2 protein-coding genes and 1 pseudogene are annotated in these 2,541 nt (G+C 37.6%); 1 reads left to right on the top strand and 2 read right to left on the bottom strand.

What is annotated here, in order from left to right:
- Positions 1-58: 58 nt before the first annotated feature.
- On the top strand, positions 59-1,066 hold the full coding sequence (locus tag AC3AX0_RS09410; RefSeq protein ID WP_487550038.1) for a calcium/sodium antiporter: 1,008 nt from the start codon (positions 59-61) through the stop codon (positions 1,064-1,066).
- Positions 1,067-1,170: 104 nt separating this feature from the next.
- Here the strand turns inward: AC3AX0_RS09410 and AC3AX0_RS09405 are convergent, their stop codons facing one another.
- Together AC3AX0_RS09405 and AC3AX0_RS09400 are read right to left on the bottom strand one after the other, a co-directional pair.
- Positions 1,171-2,184 (bottom strand): alginate O-acetyltransferase AlgX-related protein, encoded by a 1,014-nt coding sequence (locus tag AC3AX0_RS09405; RefSeq protein ID WP_487550036.1) that lies wholly within the window; start codon positions 2,182-2,184, stop codon positions 1,171-1,173.
- A 73-nt stretch (positions 2,185-2,257) separates the two neighbouring features.
- Positions 2,258-2,541, bottom strand: a pseudogene (locus AC3AX0_RS09400) (hypothetical protein); the annotation flags it as partial.

Genomic DNA, 2,541 nt, shown 5'->3' with positions numbered 1-2,541 from the left:
CTATTTAACGCAGCGTAGCTACTTTCTTGTTAACTACCCTGCAGAAAGAAGGTATTTTATGGATATTATGGTTCATCATTTTCTAACAACACTACCTACAATTGCCGTATTGGCTGTCATAGCATTCACGCTTTTCACACTGAGCAAGGGTGCAGACATACTGGTGGATGAAGCAGTAAGCCTTTCAGTGCATTGGGGTGTTCCAAAGCTCATAATCGGAGCCACAATCGTATCTCTTGGTACAACTTTGCCAGAAGCAACAGTTTCTGTTCTTGCCGCAATAAACGGCAACCCGGACCTGGCCCTTGGAAATGCAGTAGGGTCAATCATTGCAGACACAGGCCTTATAATAGGTATAGCTGCAATAATAGGAGTACTTCCCGTTGACAAAAACACAATCGACAGACAAGGACGAATACAGTACCTTGCAGGAATCCTTCTTACCGTTGTAAGTCTTCCATTCTTTTCAAAGGTAGGCGGCGGAGTGATACATCAGTGGATGGGATGGGTCTTCCTTGCATTACTGGCAGCCTATATCTACTACTCTATTAAATGGTCAAGGACTATGTCCTCACCGGGAGAAGAATCCTTCGAGGAAGATGAAAGACCTGTCTATGTTCAGCTTATGAAGCTTGCAGTGGGTGTAGCTCTTGTAATACTTTCATCTAAAGTACTCATACCAGCAGTTGAAATAACAGCCATAAGAGCGGGAATCCCTCAATCTGTAATCGCGGCAACCCTTGTAGCCTTTGGAACAAGTCTTCCAGAACTCATGACTGCTGTAACAGCCGTCAGAAAGGGTCACGGAGAACTTGCAATTGGAAATATCATAGGGGCAGACATACTGAATGTACTCTTCGTTGTAGGAAGCGCAGCGGCTGTAACATCCGAAGGACTAAGAGTTCCTCTGAACTTCTACAAACTTCAATTCCCTGCCATGATGATAATACTAACAGCATTCAGACTATTCGCAAAAAATAAAAAAGACACCATCACTACCAAGGAAGGAATCTTTCTTGCTGGAATTTATGTTCTTTATATAGTTCTTAACTATACATGGATTTAAAATAGGCTCTATTAGATTTTAGAACTTTTACATATTTATTCAATACTTGTTTTAGCATATAAAATGGTCCAACAGATTTATGTATATCAATCTGTTGGACTATTTTAGTTCATTATTGCGCCGTCCTGTACTGTTTTATATCCGTATAAGCACAAAATATCCGCATCATCATTCAAATCATTTACTATTCTTTCCAGGTTTACAATTCTAAGGTCGACCATGGTCACCTTGCTATAGTGCATTGCCAGAAAAGGAGCGATGGAATTTGCATATGAATCCTTGAAAATTATCAACTCACTATCGTTGTCACACGACTCGTTTGTTATTGTAAGTATGGGATGGTTGCCATTTAAATAAACGTCATATTTGTCATCGCCATCAAGCTGCTCCAAGAAATATGGTCCAGTCTTTTCATAATAATTTTCCAGATCATCAGTATACGATATTTTCAAACCCTCTATAATCTCGTTATAGCCGGCATATATCTCATCCCTAATATCCAAATCCATTGCCTTATTGCTGTAATATCCCTTGAAGTAGTCATTTAATTTTTCAAAGTCAACCTCGATAGGAGTATCACCGGTAAGTTTTTCAATAATTCTCTCGTAGGCATTGTATGCACCATCATGATTCCAGTGAAGATCAGTCGAATAGTAGTCGTCCATAGAAAGGATTTCATAGATATCAAGTATTTCCATATCCAAATATTCCAGAACATCAGAATAATCGATTTTCAGCATTTCATCCGGAAGATACATACTTTTATCCGGTACCAATACAGTTACAAAATCACTTCCGATTATTTTCCTGATCTTATCTATATTGGATCTAAACAAGTCAAGCTTGCCATACTTGATCACGTCCATGAATTCAACCAGCAGTCCCTCATATCTGTATATGCCGTTGTTAAGATTTTTTTTGAAAAAATTGTAATTAACAAATGATTTAACGCTTACAAACATGTCCTTTAATCCAAACTGGTCATCAGCGTAATCATACAGTTCACCGGAAAGCTTGCCACTAAGAAATCCTTCCAAAGTTATTTCAGGGAACATTTGAAGATATCTGTTTTCCCTTTCACTCATTTCCAAATCTACAATCAATATATTCAGTATCATAAAAGTCGAAATGACGAATATAAATATTGAACCAACCATATTTTTCCTTATAATATTAATCCTTTTCAACCTCCTAGAATCTGAAATATATAAACGGGCTGTAGGAACCGTCAGCAATGAATCCAACTGATGCCACCAGCACAGCCAGATAACACGCAGTTTTTACTTGCTTTGGAATATTCCACTTAAATGTGCCCATAAACGAACAAATTAATCCCAAAATCATTACAACACTATATTCGTTTAAATAAAAAATCACTTCATTATTTATCAACTCTGTATCAAATCCTATCATTCCTTTTAATACCACAAGTTGCTCATGAACACTTTCAAAAGCAAACAAAACCCATCCAAATA

The sequence above is a fragment of the Dethiosulfatibacter sp. genome (genome assembly GCF_983023055.1).
Note: the sequence above shows the minus strand (reverse complement) of the source record. Positions and strands in the feature narration are given on the sequence as shown.